The organism is Hymenobacter sp. NBH84 (genome assembly GCF_014217645.1).
Lineage (GTDB): Bacteria > Bacteroidota > Bacteroidia > Cytophagales > Hymenobacteraceae > Hymenobacter > Hymenobacter profundi.
Window position 1 is genome coordinate 3,823,884 of the sequence record NZ_CP043644.1, and the last position, 16,592, is coordinate 3,840,475.

Consider the following 16,592-nt stretch of genomic DNA (forward strand, 5'->3'; position numbering starts at 1 on the left):
CCGAATTGTTATAGCGGCACCTGTACCTTCTGCGCCAACCAAGCCGTGCGGAAGGTAGTAAACCCCCAGACCTGCCAAGCACTTCAGTTGCCGCCAATGGAAGACAAACACCTTACGCCCTCTCCGGCGCTGCTGGCCTTCTACAACGCTATTCCGAACGTGGTATGGTCGGTGCTGAGTCTGGGGCCGCTGAGTGTCTTTTGCTACCAGCACATGGCGCGGCCGTGGCTGTACGGAGCATTGGCGGTGAGCTTGCTGGGGTATGCCGTGCCCAGGGCGTGGTTTAGGTGGTGGCAGCTGAGCGGCTCCGTGGCGGCTTATCGTCGGCTGGGGGTGCACGTAGCCAATCAGTTTACCCAGCACGGCAGCTTCATCAATGGATTGCTGCGGCGGCGCTACCCGCACTACCGGCACGTGCAGAGTCGGGCGGCAGTAGCGGCACTCCGGCAGCACACTTACCACCTGGAGCAGTTCCATCTGGTGGGGTTCCTGTTCTTTCTGTTCGCGGCCGGCTACGCGGCCGCGTTGGGTAGGGTAGGCTGGGGGCTGGTGCTGAGTGTGTTGAATATGTTGTACAATGTGTACCCCATGTGGCTGCAACAGTATATTCGGGTGCGGCTGGATGGCGCGCATAGGTAGTCCCACTGGCGCGAGGCTGTGCCCCATCGTTTTACGTCACACTGTAGCTGCCTCCAACCAAGCGCCAGGTATTGGCGTAGGCGGGTGTACCTGCTGCCGGGCTGGCTAACGCGCAGCTAAGCAATCATGCTTTCTGCTTGGCGGGCTATTTATATGAGAAAATTGGACGCGTTGGGTGGTAGAGGCTTTCGTTTGCTAGGCGTGATATTCTTTCTGCTGCTGGCGCGCGCAAGCTATGCCCAACAGCGTGAGGATATCGCCCCCATCGACCCTGGCCGGCCCGACCAGACCAACGGCACATCGGTTGTGCAAAAGCACTTTGTACAGCTGGAAGGCGGCTTGCGCTACCAGGACGGCAGGTCGTCGCGCACCTACAACTACCCTACCCTCACGGTGCGCTACGGCCTGCTAGATAGGGTAGAACTGCGGCTGGGCACTGGGTTTGAGGCATCTATCCCGAGCAGTAGCCGGCAAGGACAACGAGGCCTTGGGGCGCCGGAGGTAGGCACCCGCGTTCAGCTGTGGGACGAAAAAGGCATATTGCCACAGGCTGCCTTCACGGCTACGGCTACCCTACCCGTTGGCAAAAAGGAGCTGCGTCCGACCAACCCCGAGGCCCGCTTGCGCCTCGGCTTCTCCAACTCCCTCACCGATGCGCTTAGCCTCACCTACACTTATGGCTACGGATGGGTGCAGAACGATACCGAGCAGAAATACGCCGTGAAGCTCGCGGCCCGGCTGAGCAAGCAGTTCTCAATTTACGGCGAAGCCTTTGGTACCACCGAAGCCCGCAGCAGGCCCGATAACGAAGTGGATGCGGGACTGTTGTGGCTGGTGCGGCCCAACCTACAGCTGGACGTGGCTGGCGGCGTTGGTATCAGCCGTGCCGCGCCGTCCTTTTTCCTGACCACGGGGGCGTCTATCCGACTACCCTATTAGAGCCACCACTGGCGGGCCAACACCAGTACTGAGCATCGGCCTTTGGTCCTTTCTTTCACCACCCTTCCTACATTTTTCCTACCCCTACCCCCTATGACACCCCGCGTAATTTGCCACATGATGACTTCCCTGGACGGCCGCATTATTCTGAGCCGCTGGGGGGATGCTCCCAACACCCAGGAGTACGAAACCACCGCCGCTACCTTCGAAGCTGATGCTTGGCTGTGTGGCCGCGTGACCATGGAAAAGGACTTCACTGAAGGCCTGGAACCCGACCTGCAACCCGTAACGGAGCCCCTCGACCGTACAGATTTCGTAGCCGAACACTCCGCCGACTCCTTTGTGGTGGCTGTAGATGCGCACGGTAAGCTGGGCTGGGAGTCAGCCGACATTGATGGAGAGCATATCATCAGTGTGCTGTCGGAGCAGGTGAGCGACGAGTACCTGGCCTACCTGCGCCGCGTGGGCGTGTCCTATGTGTTTGGCGGGGCCGAGGAGCTGGACTTCCACAACGTACTGACCAAGCTGGCGGAGCTGTTTCCTATCCAAACCATTCTGCTGGAAGGTGGCGGGCACATCAACGGCTCGTTGCTGAAGGCCGGGCTGATAGACGAGCTGAGCATACTGCACTACCCGGTGGTAGACGGCGCGGCTTCGTCGCCTACCCTCTTCGAGCAGGGCGACCAGCCGGGACCACCGCGCCAGTTCGCGTTGCAACACGTGGAGCAACGGCCCGAAGGCATCCTGTGGCTGCGCTACTCGGCCGCCAACAAGAAATAGCACCAGCAGGGTATGCGGTAGCCAGGTGCTTGCCCCCTCCGCAGATTGGGGTAAGCACCTATTAGCGCCTGTGTGCGTAGAAAGCTCTGAAATTGATGCGCTTCCCTCACTCCTATCCATTTGCTATGTTTCGCTTTCTTGTTTTTGTGTTCGCTCTTGCCCTCGGCTTGAGCCACACCGCCACCGCTGCCGGCGAGTTGCCGGCTCGTCCCAACCCGTTCACTTTCGTGACGGACAAAGCTCAGCTCCTCAGCGAAACGGACGCGAAGAAGCTGGAAAGCGGCCTGCGCAGCTACGCCGATAACAACGGCACGCAGGTGGTTGTGGTAACTGTGCCTACCCTGGACGGTCGCACCGTGGCCGACTATGCCCGTGCGCTGGGCACCGCCTGGGGCGTGGGCCAGCGTAACCAAAACAACGGCGTAGTGGTACTGATTTCGGCGCAAGAACGCCAGGTCAGTATTCAGGCGGGCTCAGGCTTGCGTAGCCAGGTTACGCCGGCGCTTACCGACCGCATCATCAGCCAAGAAATGGCGCCGCAGTTCAAACAAGGACGCTACTTTGCTGGCTTGCGGGCCGGGCTGAACACCTTGCTGCAAGCAGCCAACCCAGGTTCGGCACCTACGCAGGCGCCGGCAGCTACGTCGCCCGCCACAACTACTGAGGCTCCCGTTGCTTCGGCGCCACTTGATGAGCCAATGGAACAACCGTCTAGTGCGCCTTTCTCGCCGGGTATGTCCAGCCCTACCCCGAGCCATCGGGGCCGGGCATGGGTACTCTGCTGTTGGGCGCCTTGGCGGTAGGGGGCGTGATTTGGCTGTTAGTGAAGTTGTTTCGCCGCAAAAGCACCGCGCAAAGCACTACCGGCAACACGCCCGATTTCCTGCCAAACCGTAATAATCAGCCTACCCAGGGCTATAACCAGGGCGGGCAACGGTCAACACCGGACTTCTTCAATCGGGGTGGCAATGGTGGCAACAACAATACCAACAATGGCGGTGGTGGCAGCGGCATTGGTGGCATGTTGGCTACGGGTGCCGCGGCCGCAGCCGGCGCCTACCTCGGCAACCGCATGGCCTCGGGCCAGAGCCACACCGGCAACGACCTACAATTAGGCAACGACAACACGGCGGCGGCTGGCATGGGTGCAGCCGGTTTAGGCGCTACCCCACCCGCTTCGGATGCCGATGTGAATGACTTTTTTGGTGGTGCCAGCGCCGCCAACGACCCCGGCCCAGACTACTTCTCAGACGACGTTTCCTCCGGCCCCGACTACTTCTCGTCTGATAACTCCTACGATGATTCGTCGTCGGATGACACGGGTGGCGGTGGCTTCGATGACAGCAGCGACAACAGCGGCTCGTGGTAGCAACCCGTAATAGACGTTGCGCTAGGCAGCTTCCAAATGGTAGCGTAGTCGCCAAGCATCTTCAGGCTTCTAATAGTTAAAGAGTATAAAAGACAGCGCCGCGAGCGGGGCAAGAAACGTTTCTTGCCCCGCTCGCGGCGCTGTTGTGTCAAGCCAGAGACCTACAAAACTGAAACCGCTATGCGGCTGCCTGGAACTCAGGGTGCGTATTCCGTTAAACCAAAGGCTGTAGTTTCAGCTCTGTTTTAAGAATTGTAGCGCAACGAGAACTCCTTTATCTGCGCCCGCAGCCATGCAACCGCTTCCTCTTCATTCGTGAAATAACGATACGTGAGTTGCAGGTTCTGCGCTTGTAGGCGTACCGTGTCCATGGCTAAGCGAGCAAAGGCATCGCGTGCCTGCACAATAGCTCCATAGCGGTAGCCACCTTCTACAATGGCCTGAGGCAACCACTCCTCTACCAGCCAACGCTGTTCTTCCAACGAATACGCTTGCATAGCCCGTTGATCTACCAGTAGCAGGCCTTGCCCCTGCCTTGCGAGCAGGTGCTTGGTGTGCTGTAACAGTCCGTGCCATATGCTTGCCTCCCGGCGACCCAGCGTATAGGTCAGCCGCACAAAACCAGCCCGGTCTTCTTCAACACGGCCCGCTGCATTTTCAAAATACAGCCGATTAGAAGGAGGAAACATAGTCAAATACTTAAGAAGACAAAAAAAGCAAGAATAAGACGATACTGTGTCTTTTCCTTGCTGCACTTGCTATTTACCATAACCCAGACTGCGTGCCGATACTTTTTTAACAATTCATGTACCTAAATCAGCTTTTCCCGATTTCTGGTGGGCAAATTTCTATCTTGGTGAGCGTTAGTTGTTCCGCATCTTTCCATCGCAGCCCCCTTTATGACTACTAGAAGAGATTTTCTGACCTCCGTAAGCGCCCTTGCCACCGGCATGTTGGCCCTGCCTACCCTAGCCCACGCCGCCCGTGTGCAAGATATTGGCCTTCAATTATATAGCGTGCGCGACGATATGATGCGCGACGCGAAGGGCACGCTCAGCAGCCTGGCCAAGATGGGCTACAAAGAAATCGAATCGGCCAACAGCGCCAAGGGCTACTACTACGGCCTGTCGCCCAAGGAAATGAAGCAGCTGATGGGCAGCCTGGGCATGACACTGCGCAGCGGCCACGTAGGTATTGACAACAATTGGCAGAAAGCCGTGGACGCCGCCGCCGAAGCCGGCCAGCAATACCTGGTGTGCCCTTCCCTACCCACCCAGGGCCAGACCGTGAGCAACTACGAGCGTTGCGCCGACACCTTCAATAAAGCGGCCGAAGCCTGCCGGAAAGCGGGTGTGCAGTTTGCCTACCACAACCACAACTCCGAGTTTGAAAAGGATAACGGGAAAGTGCTGTACGATGTGCTGCTGGAAAAAACCGATCCACGCCTGGTATCCATGGAAATGGACCTGGGCTGGGTGGTAGTTGCCGGCTACGACCCCTTTCAGTATTTTGAGCGCTACCCCAACCGGTTTCCGCTGTGGCACCTCAAGGACATGAAAAAAGGGGAAGCCCACAGCACCGTGCTGGGCACCGGCCGCTTGGACGTAGCCAAGCTGCTGCGCAGCGCCAAGAAGTCGGGCATGAAATATTTCTTTGTGGAGCAGGAAGAGTATGAAGGCGCACCCCTTGCCAGCATGCAGCGCAACATTGCCTACCTAAAAGGATTGAACTACTAACTGCCGGCTATGGCACCATAACGGCTTGCTTTATTGCGGCCCTGGCCCCTACGCCAGGGCCGCAATAGATTACAGCCACAACGAAAGACCACATGCAGCCTTCTTTTTTTGCGTGTGTCCTATGAGAGAAATCGTTTGCGGTAGGAGTTTGAAAAGCTTATCTTACTCCCCGTTTAACGTGTGTGGTAGGTGTCTACCGTTACACAATTTGTTTTTCTAACAAGCAAAATAGCCCGGCAAAAGGCTTGGGTTCCTGCCAAAAAGAAGAATACCTTGGGTCAACATTGCTTGCTGTGGTGCCCCTTGGCAGCTATTTCGCACGAAAAAGCTGCTTTCTGCTCTATTCTACCACAGCGTACCAGCGCTGATTTTTTACCCTACCCCTCTTGCTTCATGACCACCAGACGAACGTTTCTGAAATCTGCCGTGCTATTATCGGCAGCGGCTTGTGCCTCCCCTTCTGTACTAGCGGCCGACAAGTCCTACATCGGTCTGCAGCTCTATACCGTGCGCGAGCCCATGCAGCAGGACCCTACCGGCACGCTGGCCAAGATAGCCGCCATGGGCTACAACTCGGTGGAAGGCGCTACCTACACTGGCAGTCAGAAGTTCTACGGCATGGAGCCCGCAGAGTTTGCCAAAGTGCTGAAGCAGAACGGGCTGATTATGCCTAGCAGCCACTACGTTCTGGGCGAGGCCATGAACAACGGTCAGCCCACTCAAGGCACCCTGCTGCACGGCTGGGACAAAGCCATAGACGACGCCGCACAGGTAGGGGTGAAGTACATGGTGTGCGCCTACCTCATGGACAGCGAGCGAGACCATTACCAGAAGGTAGCTGACTACCTGAACAAAGCCGGCGAGCAGTGCAAGAAAGCCGGCATTCAGCTCTGCTACCACAACCACGATTTCGAGTTTCAGCCTCAGAATGGGCAGATGCCCTACGATCTGCTGCTAGCCACCGATAAAGACTTGGTGAAGATGGAGCTGGACCTGTACTGGGCCACCAAAGCGGGCAAAGACCCTGTGGCAATGTTCAAGGAACATCCCGGCCGTTTTCCGCTGTGGCATGTGAAAGACATGGACAAAACGCCCCAGCGCAACTTCACGGAGGTAGGTAATGGCAGCATCGACTTCAAGCGCATTTTCGCGCAGAAGAAGCTAGCGGGTATGCAGTATTTCTTTGTGGAGCAAGACCAAACGCCTGGCTCGCCCTTCGACAGCATCAAGCAGAGCGTTTCCTACATCAAGCGCACACTGGTATAGGGTTGGTTTTTGGTTGTTTGTTTTTGGTTGTTTGCCCTTGTGCTGCGCCCTCTATGGGGTGCTGGGCGGCCACTAAAGCTAAACATAAACCGCTGCTATAGACCACCAAAAGTTGAAAACGAATAACTAAAAATACCCACCCCTCCTGTATGGCACAGAATACATATGACGCAATTGTAATCGGCTCCGGCATATCGGGCGGCATGGCCGCCAAGGAGCTGACGGAGAAAGGATTAAAAACGATTATGCTGGAGCGCGGCCGCAACGTAGAGCACATCAAAGACTACGTGAATGCCAACAAAGCGCCCTGGGAATTTCCGCACCGCGGCGGCAAAACCCAGCAGATGATTAAGGATTACCCCGTACTCAGCCGCGATTATACACTGAACGAAACCAACCTTGAGTTCTGGACCAACGAGCAGAAAAGCCCCTACGTGGAGGCCAAGCCGTTCGACTGGTTCCGGGGCTATCAGGTAGGGGGCCGCTCGTTGATGTGGGGGCGCCAGAGCTACCGGCACAGCGACTTCGACTTTGAAGCCAACGCCAAAGAAGGCATTGCCGTCGATTGGCCCATTCGCTACAAAGACCTGGCACCCTGGTACAGCCACGCCGAGAAGTTTGCCGGCATCAGCGGCAACCGCGACGGCCTGGCCCAGCTACCCGACGGCGACTTTATGCCGCCCATGGACATGAACATTGTGGAGAAGGACGTAGCGGCCCGCATCAAGAAGCACTTCAAGGACCGCGACATGATTATTGGCCGCACGGCCAACATCACCAAGCCCCATAACAACCGCGTAAACTGCCAGTACCGCAACAAGTGCTGGCTGGGCTGCCCGTTTGGGGCGTATTTCAGCACGCAGTCGGCCACGCTGCCGGCGGCCATGGCTACCGGCAACCTCACGTTGCGGCCGTTCTCTATCGTCACTAAGATCCTCTACGACAAGGATACCAAGCGGGCCAAGGGCGTGGAGGTGCTGGACGCCGAAACCAACAAAACCTACGAGTATTTCGCCAAGGTTATCTTCGTGAATGCCTCGGCCCTGAACTCGGCCTGGGTGTTGATGAACTCTGCTACTGATGTGTGGCCCGACGGCCTAGGTAGCAGCAGCGGTGAGTTGGGCCACAACCTGATGGACCACCATTTCCGGGCTGGTGCCCACGGCGAAATGGAAGGCTACGAGGACAAATACGTATTCGGCCGCCGCGCCAACGGCATCTATGTGCCGCGCTACCGCAACCTGTTCGGCGACAAACGCGACTACCTGCGCGGCTTCGGCTACCAGGGCAGCGCCAGCCGCGAAGGCTGGAGCCGTGACATCGCAGAAATGAGCATTGGTGGCGACTACAAAGATGCTCTGACGGAGCCCGGCAAGTGGACCATGGGCATCACCGGCTTCGGCGAAACCCTACCCTACCACGACAACCGCACCTACCTCTCTAAAACCGAGAAGGATGCTTGGGGCCTACCTGTGCTGGTGATGGATGCCACCATCAAAGACAACGAGCAGAAAATGCGCGTGGACATGATGGAGGACGCCAAGGAGATGCTGGAAAAAGCCGGCCTCAAAAACGTGAACACCTACAACAACGGCTATAATCTGGGCGGCGGCATTCACGAGATGGGCACCGCCCGCATGGGCCGCGACCCCAAAACCTCGGTGCTCAACGCGCACAACCAGGTGTGGGACGCCCCCAACGTGTACGTGACCGACGGCGCTGCCATGACCTCGGCCTCTTGCGTGAACCCCTCGCTCACCTACCTGGCCCTCACGGCCCGCGCCGTAGACCACGCCGTAAGCGAACTGAAAAAGCAGAACATCTAACTCCTACCGGCAATGAACAGAAGAGATGCACTGGGCCGGGTGGCCCTCCTGATGGGTGGCGCCGTAATTGGCGGCGACCTGTTTCTAACTGGTTGCTCTACCGACAACTCCAAAACAACCGCCAAGGCTGGGCCGAAAGGCGACCAAAAACCAGAAGAAGTTCTGGATGCCAACCAAGTAACGCTGCTGAACGAGGTAGGCGAAACCATCCTACCTGCCACCAAAACGCCCGGCGCCAAAGCGGCCAACGTGGGCGGCTTTATGGCCGTGATGGTGCGCGACTGCTACAAGCCCGAAGACCAAAAGATCTTCCTGGAGGGTATTACCAAGCTCAACGATGCCAGCAAGCAGAAGTACCAGAAGGACTTCATGGGTCTGGATGCCGGTCAGCGCAAGGAGTTTCTAACTGCCCTTGACGCTGAGCAGAAGCAGTACGCCCAAACCAAGACCAAAGAGCAGCCCAACCACTACTTCCGCATGATGAAGGAACTGACCTTGTTGGGCTTCTTCACCTCCGAGCCAGGCGCTACCCAAGCCCTCCGCTACCTACCCGTGCCCGGCAAATACGACGGCAACGTGCCCTACAAAAAAGGCGACCGGGCCTGGGCTACCTAAATTTGAGTTGTTACTTGCGAGCGAAAAGGCGTCTGTCATCCTGAGCTTGCGAAGGACCTTGTGCCAGTTGAACGAGTCGTTGTTATACTTGTCGTTCTACCGTGATAAGATCCTTCGCAAGATCAGGATGACAGCCGTATTTTTTACTTACCACTCAAATTTCACAACCTCACCACTTCACCACACCGCATGAAATTACGACTGGGCATGATTGGCGGCGGGCAAGGCTCCTTTATTGGGGGCGTGCACCGCATGGCCGCTTCCCTCGATGGACTCTATGAGCTGGTGGCCGGCGCCTTCAGCAGCAACCCCGATACCTCCCGTGCCACTGGCCAGGAGTTGGGCCTCGCCCCTGACCGCGTGTATGGCTCCTACCAGGAGCTATTGGAGCAGGAAGCCCAACGGCCCGAAGCCGAGCGGGTACAAGTTATCAGCATCGTGACGCCCAACCACTTGCACTTTGCGCCCGCCAAAATGGCCTTGGAGCACGGCTTTGATGTGGTGCTGGACAAGCCCATGACGTTTTCCCTGGCCGAAGCCAAGGAGTTGCGCACAGTAGTAGAAACCACGGGGCGGCGCCTGTGCCTTACGCACACCTACACCGGCTACCCTATGTTAAAGGAAGCCAAGCAGTTGGTTGCCGACGGCGTGCTGGGCACTATTCGCAAAGTATACATAGAATATCCGCAGGGCTGGCTGAGCACCTATGAGGAAGGCGGCGCCAACAAGCAAGCCGCCTGGCGCACCGACCCCGCCCGCAGCGGCGCAGCCGGCGCCATGGGCGACATTGGCACCCACGCTTTCAACCTGCTAGAGTATGTGAGCGGCTTGGAAGTCACGCAATTGTGCGCCGATATCAACGTGGTAGTACCCGGCCGGCAGCTCGACGACGATGGAGCCGTGCTGCTGAAACTGGCCAACGGTGCTAGCGGCGTGCTAGTGGCTACCCAGGTAGCAGCCGGCGAAGAAAACAACCTGCGTGTGCGCCTCTACGGCGAAAAAGGCGGCCTCGACTGGCAGCAAGCCGACAACAACACGTTGCTAGTGAAGTGGCTGGACAAGCCCACCGAAATTCGCCGGACGGGTGCCTCCTACCTCAGCCCCTTGGCCTTGCACAACAGCCGTATTCCGGCGGGCCACCCCGAAGGCTACCTCGAAGCCTTTGCCAACCTCTACCGCAACTTCGCCCTTACCCTCATAGCCGACCTGGGTGGCCCCGCTGCCCCAGCCGAAGCCGCCGACTATCCCGGCGTGGAAGACGGCGTGCGGGGCATGGGCTTCATCGAATCGGTTATTGCCTCCGGTAAGTCGGAACAAAGATGGACGCCTCTCAGCTGTTAGCCGATAGCTTTTCGCTAGTAACTTTCGCGTTGAAGAACGCAGCTTGTTCCATCCATAAAAGCCAATAGCTAACAGCTAAAACCTATTAGCAATCAGCTAAGCATTATGAAAACTATCAAAGGACCCGCCATCTTCCTGGCCCAATTCATCAGCGAACAGGCGCCGTTCAATAGCCTGGAAAGCATCTGCAAGTGGGCCAGCGACCTAGGCTATAAGGGCATTCAGATGCCTACCCTCGATTCACGTTTCATCGACCTGAAGCTGGCGGCCGAAAGTCAGACCTACGCCGATGAGCTGAAGGGCAAGGTAGCCGATGCCGGCCTAGAAATCACGGAGCTATCCACGCACTTGCAGGGCCAGCTGGTAGCAGTACATCCGGCATACGACCAGCTATTCGACGGCTTTGCGCCGGCCGAAGTGCGTGGCAACCCTGCTGCCCGTCAGCAATGGGCCGTGCAGCAGCTGAAATATGCTGCGCAGGCTTCACGCAACTTAGGCCTCACGGCTCATGCTACTTTTAGCGGGGCCTTGCTGTGGCCCTACGTGTACCCGTGGCCCCAGCGGCCGGCCGGGCTGGTAGAGACGGGGTTTGAGGAGTTGGGCCGTCGTTGGCGTCCTATTCTGGATGTATTCGATGAGCAGGGGGTAGACTTGTGCTACGAAACTCATGCGGGCGAAGACATCCACGATGGCATCAGCTTCGAGCGGTTCCTGGAACAGGTAGACAACCACCCGCGCGCCTGCCTGCTCTACGACCCCTCGCACTTTATTCTGCAATGCCTGGACTACCTGGAGTTCATCGACATCTACCACGAGCGCATCAAGATGTTCCACGTGAAGGATGCCGAATTTAACCCTACCGGCCGTCAGGGCGTGTATGGGGGCTACCAGGGCTGGGTAGACCGGGCCGGACGTTTCCGTTCGTTGGGTGACGGCCAGGTGGATTTCACATCAATTTTCAGCAAATTGGCACAGTATAACTTCCCCGGCTGGGCCGTGCTGGAGTGGGAATGCGCCCTGAAACACCCCGAAGACGGTGCCCGCGAAGGGGCCCCGTTCATCCAAGACCACATCATCCGGGTGACGGACAAGGCCTTCGATGATTTTGCAGCTTCTGGCATCGACCAGAGCCTCAACAAAGAAATACTAGGATTATAAAACCACACAACTTCCTACTTCCTCTACCTCCTCACCTGATGAAAAACGTTTTTTTGCTGCTGCTCTGCGGCTCGACGCTGCTGGCTTGCAACTCCGGCTCCGATACCGCGAAAGACAAACCCGAGTACACACTGGCCGACGACACGCCTGCTCTTGATACTGATAGCACAGAAGGTGCCGACGTAAGTGCCCAGGCCCGTCAGCCCCAGGTGGATACCGATGTCAACAAGATTGGCACCACGCCTACAGGTGGCGCCGTAGCGGCCGGTGCCAAGCTCATTGAGGGTTCTGACTGCACCAGCTGCCACCGCCAAGACGTGAAGCTCGTAGGCCCGGCCTATGCAGCCGTAGCCCAGAAATACGAGGCCACCGACGCCAATGTGAGCATGCTGGCCAAGAAGGTTATCAGCGGTGGCAAAGGCAACTGGGGCGATATCCCGATGACGCCTCACCCCAACCTGTCGGAGAAAGACTCCGAAGCTATGGTGCGCTACATCCTGACCCTGAAATAAGACGAAAGTCCTAAACGTCATTTCGACCATTCTGCGCATCAAGCAGAGAGGTCGAAATGACGTTTTAGCATCCTGTTCTATCTCACCACTTCCCTACCTAAACCGCCTACCCCTTATGACTGCTACCATCCGAGTGAAGCTGTCCATCATGATGTTCCTGGAGTTTTTCATCTGGGGCGCGTGGTTTGTGACGCTGGGCACCTACCTACTTAAAAACCTAAACGCCACGGGTTTGCAGGTGGGTACAGCTTTTCTGACGCAGTCCGTAGGGGCTATTGTAGCGCCGTTTATTATTGGGTTGATTGCCGACCGGTTTTTCTCGGCGCAGAAAATTCTGGGCGTGCTGCACCTAGCGGGTGCGGTGCTGCTATGGCGGGCGTCGCTGGCGCCCGATTTTGGTAGCTTCTACCCCAGCATCCTCACCTACATGATTCTGTACATGCCTACCCTGGCGTTGGTAAACTCCATCAGCTTCCGGCAGATGCAGGACCCGCAGAAGGAGTTTGCGCCTATCCGGGTACTGGGTACGCTGGGTTGGATTGTGGCGGGCCTTACCATTGGCTGGCTAAACTGGGAGCAGAACGGCAGCCTGCAAGCCACCTTCACGATGGCCGCTGTGGCTTCGGCCATCCTGGGCGTGTTCAGCTTTACGCTGCCCGCTACCCCGCCCGTGAAAAAAGGCCAGAGTAGCTCTCTGGGCGACCTGCTGGGCCTGGATGCCATTGGCATGCTGAAAAATCGTTCTTACCTGATTTTCTTTCTGGCTTCCATTGCCATCTGCATTCCGCTGTCCTTCTATTATGGCTTCACCAATCCGTTTTTGAACGAGGTAGGGATGAAATCGGCGGCCGGTGTGCAGAGCCTGGGGCAAGTGTCAGAGCTACTGTTTATGCTGGCTATTCCGCTGTTTTTCAGCAAGCTGGGCGTGAAGAAAATGCTGGCCATTGGCATGGGTGCGTGGGTGTTACGCTACGTATTTTTCGCCTACGGCAATGCCGACGCTAACTACTGGATGCTGATTGCCGGCATTGTGCTGCATGGCGTGTGCTACGACTTCTTCTTCGTAACTGGTCAAATCTACACCGACAACCTGGCGGGCGAGCAGTTCAAAAGCTCGGCCCAGGGCTTTATTACCCTGGCTACCTACGGGGTAGGGATGCTGATTGGCACCCTGCTTTCGGGCCGCATTTTCGACGCCTACCAACTCTCCCCCGAGGCGCACAACTGGCGCATGATCTGGCTGATTCCGGCCGGTATTGCGGGTGTAGTGCTGCTGCTATTCCTGCTTATGTTCCGTGAGCGGCGCCAGGCCGCTACCTCCGAGCCTGATGTGGCGTTGGGTTCCGCACCGTCGATGGCGCAGGCGAAGTAATCTGCTTCATCCGTCATCTTTTGCTTCTGTCATCTCTAACGCTCCGCTCAGGATGACAGAAGCGAAGGGCACCAATTGATTTTACCAACTTCTAGCAAATTATTCTACGTCTCCCATGCCTACCCTCTGGAATCGTCGCGCTGCGTTGAAGGGCCTGTTAGCCAGTACTGCCGCCATGAGTACCGCCGGAGTAGCCAGCGCGTGTGCTTCGGACGAAAAAAACACTTCTGCTACCATGCCGCTCAAAAACAACATTCGCCAATCGGTGTGCCGCTGGTGCTTCAACGACTTATCGGTGGAGCAGCTTTGCAAAGAGGCCAAGGCGATGGGTATCCAGGGCATTGACCTAGTAGGGCCTGCCGACTGGCCTACCCTGAAAAAGTACGGCCTGGACTCGCCCATGTGCAACGGCGCCGAAATCAGCCTGACAGAAGGATTCAACGACCCACAATACCATGCGCGCCTGCAAAAACAGTATGGCGAGATGATACCTAAAGTAGCCGCCGCTGGCTACACCAACCTCATCTGCTTTAGCGGGAGCCGTCGGGGGCAGTCAGACGAGGCGGGGCTAGCCAACTGCGTGAAGGGCTTGCAGCCGCTGGTGGCCCTGGCCGAGAAGCACAAAGTGGTACTGGTGATGGAGCTGCTCAACAGCAAAATTGACCACAAAGACTACCAGTGCGACCACACCGCCTGGGGCGCGGCCCTTGCCAAACGGCTTGGCTCCGAGCACTTCAAGCTACTCTACGATATCTACCATATGCAAATCAATGAGGGCGACGTGATTCGGACCATCAACGAGTTCCACCCCTACATTGCCCACTACCACACGGCCGGTGTGCCCGGCCGCCACGAACTGGACGAGCAGCAAGAGCTGTACTACCCGGCCATCATGCGCGCTATCCTCAAGACTGGTTTCAAGGGGTACGTGGCGCAAGAGTTTATGCCGCAAAAGGCGGATAAGTTGGCCTCGTTGCGCCAAGCGGTGCAGCTTTGCGACGTGTAATTTGTAAAGCGCCTTCTGGGTAGTTAAACAATTCGTGCGTGCGCATTAAACGTTTTGCGGCTGCTCTTGTCAAAGCAAGCATCTTCACTGTACATTCTGTACTTGCACTACCTGGCAACAGAGCGTCAGCAATAGTTCGGTTGCGCTCAACAGAACAGCCTGTACTGCACCTTTTCACTCTTACTTTCTATTCCTCTTCCCATGAAATTTCCTTTGCTTGCCACGGCCCTTCTTGGTCTTTCTATGTCAGCGTATGCCCAGCAAAACGCCAAGCCCGAAGACACGGAAGTGTATGAGCCGGTGCCTAAAAAGGTAACGCCCGGCGCCGCTACTACCATGGTAGCGCCCCCTTCGGACGCTATTGTGCTGTTTGATGGTAAGAACCTGCAAGAGTGGGTGAAGGTAGACGACCGCTCCAAACCAGCCGACTGGAAGGTAGCCAATGGTATCATGACCGTTGACAAGACCAAAGGCAACATCGAAACCAAGCGCACCTTCACCAACTACCAGCTGCACCTAGAGTGGCGTGTGCCGGCCAACATCAGCGGCACCGGGCAGGCGCGCGGCAACAGCGGTTTGTTTCTGGCCTCTATCGGCAAGGGTGATGCGGGCTACGAGCTGCAAATCCTGGACTCGTACGACAACAAAACCTACGTGAACGGTATGGCAGGCAGCATTTATAAGCAAAAGATTCCGCTGGCTAACCCCGCCCGCAAGGCCGGCGAGTGGCAAACCTACGACGTAGCCTGGACTGCCCCTACCTTCAAATCGGACGGCACACTGCAAACGCCTGCCCGCGTAACGGTGCTGTTCAACGGTGTGGTAGTGCAGGACAATGTGGAGTTGGATGGCCCTACCCAGTATATTGGCAAGGCCAGCTACGAGGGCAAGGCGCACGGCGCATCGCCCATCAAGCTCCAATCGCACGGCGACAAGAGCGAGCCGCTGAGCTTCCGCAACATCTGGATACGTGAGCTAGGCAAGTAAGCCGCTACAGCGGCTCGTAGCAAGGGTAACGCCGCTGCCGGTATATCTTGCCGTCTTTAAATTCAAACACTAGGCACAACTCCGACGCGACGCGTTGCCCGCGCACTGCGGGCCCCGCGTCGTGGAGGACGGTGGCCTCCCATCGGCCTTCAACCACCACTGTGCCCGTAGAGCCCACGTGGGTGTGATGTACAATAAAGCTGGGGTCGAGGAGCAGTTCCCGTCCCGCCCGCAGGTTGGTCAGAATCTCGTCGAACGAGCGGCTCACGGGCTGCTTGTTGAGGTCATTGGCGTATTCCAGCTGTTCTACTTCGGGGTGCAGTACCGCCGCGTAGGCAGCAGTATCCACACTGAATGCCTGTACTAAATCGAAGTATTCTTGGAGAACGGCAAGTGGCTCGGTGGGCATAGCGCTAGTGAGGAGGTGATGAAACAGTGCGCAAGATAGCCGAAGCCGCCCAACGATACCACATGCGCGACTGCACCGACCTTGCCACACTACTAACCGGCGACGCGCGCCAGCAACAAGCCTATCATACGCTGCAAGCACTGGGCATTATGGCCACGTTGCAGGCTTTCGACCCGGTGCTGGCCGGCACCATTCCGCTGAGCATTGCCACGCCAGCCAGCGACCTGGATGTGATTTGCGCAGTATTCCCGAAGCAAGAGCAAGCATTTCGGGCGCTGCTGCACACGCACTACGCAGATTTACCCGGCTTTGTCCTACGCGAAACCGTGGGCCAGGGCCAGCCGGCCATCGTCTGTAACTTTCAGTATCAGGCGTTTGCCGTGGAAGTGTTTGGGCAAGCATGCCCCTCCCGGCAACAGTACGCCGTGCGGCACATGCTGGTAGAACAACGGGTACTAGAAGCCGGGGGCGAACCGTGGCGGGCTGCCGTGCAACAACTCAAGCAACAAGGCATCAAAACTGAGCCGGCCTTTGCTACGCTACTCCAACTGCCAGGCAACCCCTACGACGCCCTCCTAGCGCTGGAGCACTACACCGTAGCGGAGTTGCAAGCCCGGCTGCCGCCCCTACCCTAGCA

The 16,592-nt window shown here is 57.4% G+C and carries 18 protein-coding genes; 16 read left to right on the forward strand and 2 right to left on the reverse strand.

The features are described from left to right. Positions 1 to 96: 96 nt before the first annotated feature. The 5 genes from F1C16_RS16040 to F1C16_RS16060 all read left to right on the forward strand — a co-directional run bounded on the left by F1C16_RS16040 (position 97) and on the right by F1C16_RS16060 (position 3,727). A complete protein-coding gene (locus F1C16_RS16040; RefSeq protein ID WP_185281628.1) occupies positions 97 to 639 on the forward strand; it encodes a hypothetical protein in 543 nt (180 codons plus the stop codon). 153 nt (positions 640 to 792) lie between these two features. Beyond that, the gene (locus tag F1C16_RS16045) at positions 793 to 1,578 is read left to right on the forward strand and encodes a transporter (protein WP_185281629.1); all 786 of its coding nucleotides are present in this window, start codon (positions 793 to 795) and stop codon (positions 1,576 to 1,578) included. Between the two features lie 93 nt (positions 1,579 to 1,671). Then, positions 1,672 to 2,358, forward strand: a complete 687-nt coding sequence (locus F1C16_RS16050; RefSeq protein WP_185281630.1) for a dihydrofolate reductase family protein — start codon at positions 1,672 to 1,674, stop codon at positions 2,356 to 2,358. A gap of 125 nt (positions 2,359 to 2,483) precedes the next feature. Then, positions 2,484 to 3,161 (forward strand): YgcG family protein, encoded by a 678-nt coding sequence (locus tag F1C16_RS16055; RefSeq protein ID WP_185281631.1) that lies wholly within the window; start codon positions 2,484 to 2,486, stop codon positions 3,159 to 3,161. After that, the gene (locus tag F1C16_RS16060) at positions 3,128 to 3,727 is read left to right on the forward strand and encodes a hypothetical protein (protein WP_185281632.1); all 600 of its coding nucleotides are present in this window, start codon (positions 3,128 to 3,130) and stop codon (positions 3,725 to 3,727) included. The genes F1C16_RS16055 and F1C16_RS16060 overlap by 34 nt, the downstream gene beginning before the upstream one ends. A gap of 245 nt (positions 3,728 to 3,972) precedes the next feature. On the opposite strand, the gene F1C16_RS16065 is transcribed toward F1C16_RS16060, so the two are convergent. Next, positions 3,973 to 4,416, reverse strand: a complete 444-nt coding sequence (locus tag F1C16_RS16065; RefSeq protein WP_185281633.1) for a hypothetical protein — start codon at positions 4,414 to 4,416, stop codon at positions 3,973 to 3,975. Positions 4,417 to 4,626: 210 nt separating this feature from the next. On the opposite strand from F1C16_RS16065, the gene F1C16_RS16070 reads away from it, so the two are divergent. From F1C16_RS16070 to F1C16_RS16115, 10 genes are all read left to right on the forward strand, one after another. Next, entirely contained in the window at positions 4,627 to 5,463 is an 837-nt protein-coding gene (locus tag F1C16_RS16070; protein ID WP_185281634.1) for a sugar phosphate isomerase/epimerase, read from the forward strand. Between the two features lie 393 nt (positions 5,464 to 5,856). After that, a complete protein-coding gene (locus F1C16_RS16075; RefSeq protein WP_185281635.1) occupies positions 5,857 to 6,729 on the forward strand; it encodes a sugar phosphate isomerase/epimerase in 873 nt (290 codons plus the stop codon). A gap of 149 nt (positions 6,730 to 6,878) precedes the next feature. Further along, positions 6,879 to 8,555 carry a GMC oxidoreductase gene (locus F1C16_RS16080; RefSeq protein WP_185281636.1) on the forward strand — a complete coding sequence of 559 codons (1,677 nt, stop codon included), beginning with the start codon at positions 6,879 to 6,881 and terminating at the stop codon, positions 8,553 to 8,555. A gap of 12 nt (positions 8,556 to 8,567) precedes the next feature. After that, positions 8,568 to 9,170, forward strand: coding sequence for a gluconate 2-dehydrogenase subunit 3 family protein (locus tag F1C16_RS16085; protein ID WP_185281637.1), 603 nt, complete (start codon positions 8,568 to 8,570; stop codon positions 9,168 to 9,170). A 189-nt stretch (positions 9,171 to 9,359) separates the two neighbouring features. Continuing rightward, positions 9,360 to 10,511 carry a Gfo/Idh/MocA family protein gene (locus F1C16_RS16090; protein ID WP_219733339.1) on the forward strand — a complete coding sequence of 384 codons (1,152 nt, stop codon included), beginning with the start codon at positions 9,360 to 9,362 and terminating at the stop codon, positions 10,509 to 10,511. Positions 10,512 to 10,616: 105 nt separating this feature from the next. Further along, complete coding sequence (locus F1C16_RS16095) at positions 10,617 to 11,669, forward strand: sugar phosphate isomerase/epimerase (protein WP_185281638.1); 1,053 nt, start codon at positions 10,617 to 10,619, stop codon at positions 11,667 to 11,669. Positions 11,670 to 11,707: 38 nt separating this feature from the next. Beyond that, on the forward strand, positions 11,708 to 12,181 hold the full coding sequence (locus F1C16_RS16100; protein ID WP_185281639.1) for a c-type cytochrome: 474 nt from the start codon (positions 11,708 to 11,710) through the stop codon (positions 12,179 to 12,181). A gap of 115 nt (positions 12,182 to 12,296) precedes the next feature. Further along, complete coding sequence (locus tag F1C16_RS16105; protein ID WP_185281640.1) at positions 12,297 to 13,553, forward strand: nucleoside permease; 1,257 nt, start codon at positions 12,297 to 12,299, stop codon at positions 13,551 to 13,553. 115 nt (positions 13,554 to 13,668) lie between these two features. Further along, positions 13,669 to 14,559 carry a hydroxypyruvate isomerase family protein gene (locus F1C16_RS16110; protein ID WP_185281641.1) on the forward strand — a complete coding sequence of 297 codons (891 nt, stop codon included), beginning with the start codon at positions 13,669 to 13,671 and terminating at the stop codon, positions 14,557 to 14,559. Positions 14,560 to 14,760: 201 nt separating this feature from the next. Beyond that, positions 14,761 to 15,546, forward strand: a complete 786-nt coding sequence (locus F1C16_RS16115) for a DUF1080 domain-containing protein (protein WP_185281642.1) — start codon at positions 14,761 to 14,763, stop codon at positions 15,544 to 15,546. Positions 15,547 to 15,550: 4 nt separating this feature from the next. Here the strand turns inward: F1C16_RS16115 and F1C16_RS16120 are convergent, their stop codons facing one another. Further along, positions 15,551 to 15,955 carry a nuclear transport factor 2 family protein gene (locus F1C16_RS16120; protein ID WP_185281643.1) on the reverse strand — a complete coding sequence of 135 codons (405 nt, stop codon included), beginning with the start codon at positions 15,953 to 15,955 and terminating at the stop codon, positions 15,551 to 15,553. Positions 15,956 to 16,017: 62 nt separating this feature from the next. On the opposite strand from F1C16_RS16120, the gene F1C16_RS16125 reads away from it, so the two are divergent. Beyond that, positions 16,018 to 16,590: a DUF4269 domain-containing protein gene (locus F1C16_RS16125; protein ID WP_185281644.1), complete on the forward strand. Its 573-nt coding sequence runs from the start codon at positions 16,018 to 16,020 to the stop codon at positions 16,588 to 16,590. Positions 16,591 to 16,592 lie beyond the last annotated feature (2 nt).